The sequence below is a fragment of the Bartonella sp. AD328YNZD genome (assembly GCF_042196425.1).
The window spans coordinates 1-6488 of sequence record NZ_JBHIQG010000126.1; the positions used below are offsets into that span (position 1 = coordinate 1).

Sequence of the window (6488 nt, forward strand, 5' to 3'; positions counted from 1 at the left end):
TGAAATCTGATAGCGTTGGATGGGCTGAAAGACTTGGCGGTGTTGTGTTGCCTAATGGCTCTGTTCGATTGAATCGTTTGGAGTGTTCTGTTTCTGATTTACCTGGCTATCGTGAAGGGTCTTGGTGGGTTCAAGATTTTGCTGCAGCCTTGCCTGCTTGTTTATTTGGGAGTATTCGGGGTAAACGCGTTGCTGATCTTTGTGCGAGCCCTGGGGGAAAAACAGCACAATTGGCTTTGCAGGAGGCAGAGGTGACTGCAATTGAGCTTTCTGCTAACCGCGTCAAGCGTTTAAAAGAAAATATGGAACGGCTTCATTTTTCAGCTCACATTTGGCAGGGCGATGTGAAAAACTTCCATCCCACACAGCTTTTTGATGCAGTTCTTCTTGATGCCCCTTGTTCTTCTACAGGAACAATCCGTCGTCATCCAGATATTTTATGGACGAAATCGAGAGATGATATCGTCAAGTTAGCGGCGTTGCAATATGATTTGCTTGTCGCAGCAATTTCTTTGGTAAAGGAAGGGGGACGTATTGTTTTTTCCAATTGTTCATTGGCAAGAGAAGAAGGTGAAGATCTTATTGAGAAAATTTTATCGATACGCAATGACATTGTTTTAGACCCTATTTATCCAGAGGAAATGGGAGCATTGGAACATTTGCTTTGTGGGGGGATATTACGGACAACGCCTGCGGATTTTTGTCATAAAAATTTTGATACTGAGAAAACCGTATTTTTAGGAATGGATGGTTTTTTTGCTGCGCGCTTACGAAAAATTGCTTAATTAACGCTTCATTTACAAAAATGGTCGAAATTGTATTTGATTCAGCATAAATGGAGATGAAATTTTGGCGGTTGCGGTAAAAGCTACTCAGGTAAAAGTGGCAGACTGTATCGATACGATACAGAATGTTATGCGGCGTTTATGGGTTGGACCATTGTTTCGTTGGCGGTTTTCAGGGTTTCGTCCTCATAAAATTTTAGCGCATCCCATGGATTTGCATGTAGCTGATCCAATGATGGCGCATGAATTTTATCATGGTCGTTTTGCTTTTGCTGGTCACATTGTTCATTCTGGTGCTGTTTCGCCGTTTTCATTGGTTCCACCAACGCTAGAATGGGAAGCGGCTCTACATGATTTTCATTGGTTGCGCCATATGGAGGTAGCAGAAAGTAATTTAGCTTCTGCACATGCACGCTCTCTTTTAGAAGATTGGTTTGATCATACTGGCAAGAAGGTAAAAGGGCTTGCTTGGAGTGGTCCTGTTGTGGCGCGGCGCTTGATTTCATGGATTTGTCATTCGAAAATGTTGTTAGAAGGCGCAAGTGAGCGGTTTGAAAAACGCTTTTTACGTGCACTTGGTTTGCAATTTCGTTATTTGCGCGTGACAATTTGTAGTATGGAGCACAATGATCAACGTTTACAAGCAGCAGTGGCTTTGACATTCGCCTCTCTTGCTTTGCCTGTTTCTGTGGCAGTGAAAAAAAAGGTACAAACGACGCTTATAGAGGAGCTTTCCCGTCAAATCCTAGTTGATGGTGGGCATATTTCCCGTAGTCCTGTTATTTTGCTGAATTTGTTATCGGATTTATTGTCGTTACGGCATCTTTTTATGCGTAGCAATGAAACGGCACCTCGTATTTTGATTGATTCTGTTGAGCGTATGTTGCCAGCTTTACGATTCTTTATCCATGAGGATCAAACGTTGGCCCATTTTAATGGGGTTGGTCCCCTTGTGTCGGAACGTTTATCATCACTTTTGGAGCTTGATGAAACAGGAGGGAATCCTTTTAGTTATGCCCGTTATTCAGGATTTCAGCGCTTAAAAGCCAATCAAACAACAGTGCTTGCAGATACAGGAAAGTTTCCACCCCGCTCTGTAGCACAGCAGGCTTGTTCGGGATGTTTGTCTTTTGAAATGTCTTCACAAGGGCACCGTTTTATTATCAATACCGGTATTAATCCTGATGGGAGGGAAGATTATCGACATTTAGGGCGTGTTACTGCAGCACATTCAACAGCTACGCTTAATGATTGTTCAGTGGGTGCTTTTTATTATAAAAATAAAAATGGCGCGCCATTTTTGTTTGATGGACCAACAGATGTTCAAGTATGCCGTATAGAGGATTCAGAGAAGACGGGTTTTATTGCGAGTCATAATGGTTATGTGAGACCCTTTAATCTTATTCATGAGCGTGGTCTTATTTTGGCGACAAATGGAGATACGATCGAAGGTTTTGATCGATTTTTTATGCCAAATAAAGGGGGAAAGAGACACAAGAGTGTGCAAAATGAACAAAATCATGTTGCTGTTCGGTTTCATCTTCATCCACAAGTTGAAGTTAACTACGATGGCAAACGTGTGTGTTTAGCCGTAAAGAACGAGAACGTGAAGAGCGAACAAGTATGGTATTTTATATCGCCTGACGCAGATATTTGTCTTGAAGATTCGATTGATTTTGCAGAATTAACAGGTCCACAACGGACACAACAGATTGTTTTATATTTTCGTCCTGCATTTCAGGAAAAAGTTCGTTGGCGTTTTATCCGTAAAGCGTTTGATAAAAAATTAGAACATTGTTCCAACCCATAGTATATTGCGTTTTATCTTGTGTGTCGCAAAACATTATTGTTTATTGTAGTAATATTCTCAAAATTTGAAGATCATATCAATTTTATACACGAAGCATTTTTTTGGAGTATGGGTTGGATGTTTTTAGGCAAGGTTTGCTCATAGAGTTTCATGAGGTGATGCTAAAAGGGATTGGCTTCAGAAAAAAAGATTTTTGAAAGACCATTGTTGACAGATGAGTACTAGTTAAGGATTTTGATCCTTTAAAGATATGGAGAGAAAATTAAGCCGTTGCTTATCTTCAATAAGTTCTTAAGTGTGCTGTTGGGATCAATATTTCTCTCTGAGAGAGTTGCATTAATAGGATTACGCTCTTCACGAAAAACAGAGCGCTATTGTATTGTATGTTCACGGACTTATTTTAAAGAAAAATCCCTTAACGCTTCCAAGCCTATTTTGCGACGATGCCCGTGATAGGTATAACGGTAAATCCATTAAGCACCCCCATCTTTACGCTTATGAAGGAGCAGCTCAGCACTATCACACTATTGATCAGTGTCCAATGTTTGTAACAAGCTCTTGGCACTAGAGATGGTTCATAAGAGGCATTTTTAGCCTTCTCTTAAGAGCTTTTATCCATACAGCTCCCCCCGCTTGTAACGTGCAGGCGAATGGTTTTGGTTGATTCAACATACATAAATTTGAAATGGAAGAATCTTACGGTGTTCGGGGTTCTCATTTAATATGAATAACGCTAAATTATTATTATAAATCAAAAGTTGTATATCACAGAAGCACCGAAAATTCGAGAAATGATACACAGCAATGGCCAAGAAAAACAACTCTTCTGCTCTTTGTTACTATACTAAAAATGAAGTCATAATAACAAACCACAAAATGCATGCTTTTTCATAGCAAAGCATTCTCTCAAATATCTCAAACAACTTTCATAAAGATTTACGCGAATAACGTCGTGCAATTGAATCAATATCACCTCGACAAATTCCAAGATCGCTGAGTTCATATGTTGAAAGACGACTTAACGCATTAACGGTTCGACGATAACGGCGCCAATTACTATAAAAACGTAGAATATTCATATCCTCTACTCAAACTTTTCATTACACTCTTTAGTTTAAGAATAGAGTATATTACTAAAAAGAGTTGTGTTATAATATCATAGCAGGTATGCATCTACATACAAGATAATATCCCTTTAACATTTTCCTCATGCGAAAGGGTAACCATTAAAAATATCAACAAGAACATCTTATCCCTAACCAATGGCTAAATTATGTGCATTTTCTGCGGTGATAAACTTCTTCACGTGTAGATTCTTTGGATTGAATAACTGCTTCCATTTCAACAGTTATCAATAGTCATACGATAATTATGAAAAAGTCCTTGAAACCTTTGTTTCATACGAAAAGAAAAGCAGCAAAATTATTAATGGCGGAAGTGACGTGTTCCTGTAAAAACCATCGCTAACCCCTGTGCATCAGCAGCGGCGATAACTTCTTCATCACGCATGGAGCCTCCTGGTTGAATAACTGCTGTTGCCCCTGCTTCAGCTGCTGCTAATAAACCATCTGCAAAAGGAAAAAATGCATCTGATGCAACAACAGATCCTTTTGTGAGAGTTTCTGTTAAGCCTGCTCTTTGCGCACTTTCTGCTGCTTTACTTGCAGCAATTTTGGCTGAATCGATGCGGCTCATTTGTCCAGCTCCAATTCCAACTGTTGCACTATTTTTCGCGTACACAATAGCATTCGATTTAACGTGCTTTGCTACACGAAAAGCAAATTGAAGATCACGCATTTCATCTTGAGTTGGGGTCCGCTTTGTCACTACTTGCAATTTAAGATCATCGACTACCACGTTATCACGTGATTGCACTAAAATGCCTCCCGCTAATGTTTTAGCAAGAAGTCCTCCACAACGTGGATCAGGAACTCCACCTGTAATAAGCAAACGAAGATTTTTTTTCTTGGCAATAATTTCACGTGCCGCCATTGTGGCATCAGGAGCAATAATCACTTCTGTAAAAATTTTAACAATCTCTTCAGCACATTCTTCATCAAGGGGCTGATTTAAAGCAACAATTCCACCAAATGCCGATACATTATCACACATAAGAGCTTTCAAATAAGCTTCTTTCAAATTTTCTCCTTCCGCAACACCACAAGGATTGGCATGTTTAATAAGAGCGACAGCAGCGGTTTTTTGCGGATCAAACTCTGCCACAAGTTCAAAGGCTGCATCTGTATCATTCAGGTTGTTATAAGAGAGCGCTTTGCCTTGTAAAAGTTTTGCTGTTGCAATACCAAAACGTTTTTCATTATTGCGATAAAATGCTGCCTGTTGATGTGGATTTTCTCCATAGCGCATAACACTTTCAAGATGACCAGAAAAACTCTGCCACGATGGAGTTTCAATTTCTAAATCCCGTGCAAACCACGATGCTATTGCCGTATCATAAGCAGCGGTGTGTGCATAAGCGCGCATTGCTAGCTGATGACGCATAGATAAGCTTAAACATCCATTATGCTGCTTTAATTCAGCTAGAATCGAATCATAGTCGTTTATCGCTGTTACAACACCGGTATAAGCATAATTTTTTGCCGCTGCGCGAATCATTGCCGGTCCGCCGATATCAATATTTTCAAGAATTGTTTGATTGTCGGCGCCGGATTGGGCTGTCTCTTCAAAAGGATAAAGATTCACAACTAAAAGATCAATTCCATGAATGTTGTTCTTTTCCATAGCATCTTTATGGCTAGGGTCTTCTCTTACCCCTAACAAAGCACCATGAATCAAAGGGTGGAGTGTTTTAACACGCCCATCCATTATTTCAGGAAATCCGGTAACTTCAGCAACATCTTTTACGGGTAAACCAGCCGCTATGAGGGTTTTGGCTGTTCCTCCTGTTGAAATTAATTCAACATTGTAAGTAGCGTTAAGAGCTTGTGCAAAAGCAACCACACCCGTTTTATCAGACACAGAAAAGAGAACACGACGAACCTGATGAAGATCAGGTATGGGAAAATTTTTGGCAACAACACCCATAACAGCAGCCTTAAAAATGAAAGAGTTAAAATTCTAGTAAAACAAGCTTATACGTTTATAGCATAAGCCTTTAGCAAAATACATTGAAAGGATAAACTGTCTTTTTAGAATATAGGATGACTCACCTTTTTCTATTATTCTGTAAAAACCTCTCATTTGAGGTGTGATGATAGGTATAAAAGTCTCATTGAGACATTAAATGTTTTTTTGTTGCTTATAACTCAACATCTCACCTTCATAGCAGTTTTGAAACAAAAATGCATCCGTATGTTCTCTGCTATATTAGCCTTTATACTAGATGAAGGCGAAAGTATTGCATATATCAATTGGAGTAATCTCTGAAATGGGAAATAATCTAATGAAGCAAGAATATAAAATTATAAAGGCAAAAATGGGTGACTATCTTTCCTATTATTTTTAAATTTGACTTTATGTTTTTCAAAAGCGTTATGACAATTCTTTTTAAGAGTGTGGCGTAAATCTTTTGTGGATGGTATAAAGTTCATTGTATGCCTATGATCTTTAATTTAACAAAGGCGCAAGTTGGTAGCTTTTATTCTCTTTATCAGTTTTCAAGATTCTAAAAATTTTTGTTACTTGAGATGGAAGAGGTATTTTTTTAGTTTTTTTGCCGTAGCAGAAAAAGAAAACCTCCTAACACACCAGCAGCTAAAATAAACCACGTGATTGCATAAACGAGATGATTATTTCGAAAATGGATAATCGTAAGACCAGCAATGGGAAGGTTTGCTTGTGGGGTTGTTTTTTTTCCGGCATCAATGAAATAAGGGGCAACAGTGGACAAACCAAGTTTTTGTGCCATAGCGGGGAGATCGCGCGTATACCAT

5 protein-coding genes are annotated in these 6488 nt (G+C 39.1%); 2 read left to right on the forward strand and 3 right to left on the reverse strand.

The features are described from left to right. The coding region (locus tag ACFIO3_RS07020) for an RsmB/NOP family class I SAM-dependent RNA methyltransferase (RefSeq protein WP_375704246.1) at positions 1–785 on the forward strand (785 nt) is incomplete at its 5' end. Between the two features lie 64 nt (positions 786–849). Beyond that, positions 850–2595: a heparinase II/III family protein gene (locus ACFIO3_RS07025; protein ID WP_375606029.1), complete on the forward strand. Its 1746-nt coding sequence runs from the start codon at positions 850–852 to the stop codon at positions 2593–2595. A gap of 926 nt (positions 2596–3521) precedes the next feature. Here ACFIO3_RS07025 and ACFIO3_RS07030 read toward each other — a convergent pair. The 3 genes from ACFIO3_RS07030 to ACFIO3_RS07040 all read right to left on the reverse strand — a co-directional run. Then, positions 3522–3674 (reverse strand): DUF1127 domain-containing protein, encoded by a 153-nt coding sequence (locus ACFIO3_RS07030; RefSeq protein ID WP_273790070.1) that lies wholly within the window; start codon positions 3672–3674, stop codon positions 3522–3524. Between the two features lie 346 nt (positions 3675–4020). Further along, positions 4021–5640: a bifunctional phosphoribosylaminoimidazolecarboxamide formyltransferase/IMP cyclohydrolase gene (gene purH / locus ACFIO3_RS07035; protein ID WP_375606028.1), complete on the reverse strand. Its 1620-nt coding sequence runs from the start codon at positions 5638–5640 to the stop codon at positions 4021–4023. Positions 5641–6259: 619 nt separating this feature from the next. Then, positions 6260–6488 (reverse strand): SURF1 family cytochrome oxidase biogenesis protein (locus ACFIO3_RS07040; protein ID WP_375704247.1); only part of this gene is annotated, 229 nt, incomplete at its 5' end.

Coding starts and splice junctions, on each gene's coding strand:
- ACFIO3_RS07030 (WP_273790070.1), bottom strand. CDS start 3,674: ATGAATATTCTACGTTTTTATAGTAATTGGCGCCGTTATCGTCGAACC.
- purH (WP_375606028.1), bottom strand. CDS start 5,640: ATGGGTGTTGTTGCCAAAAATTTTCCCATACCTGATCTTCATCAGGTT.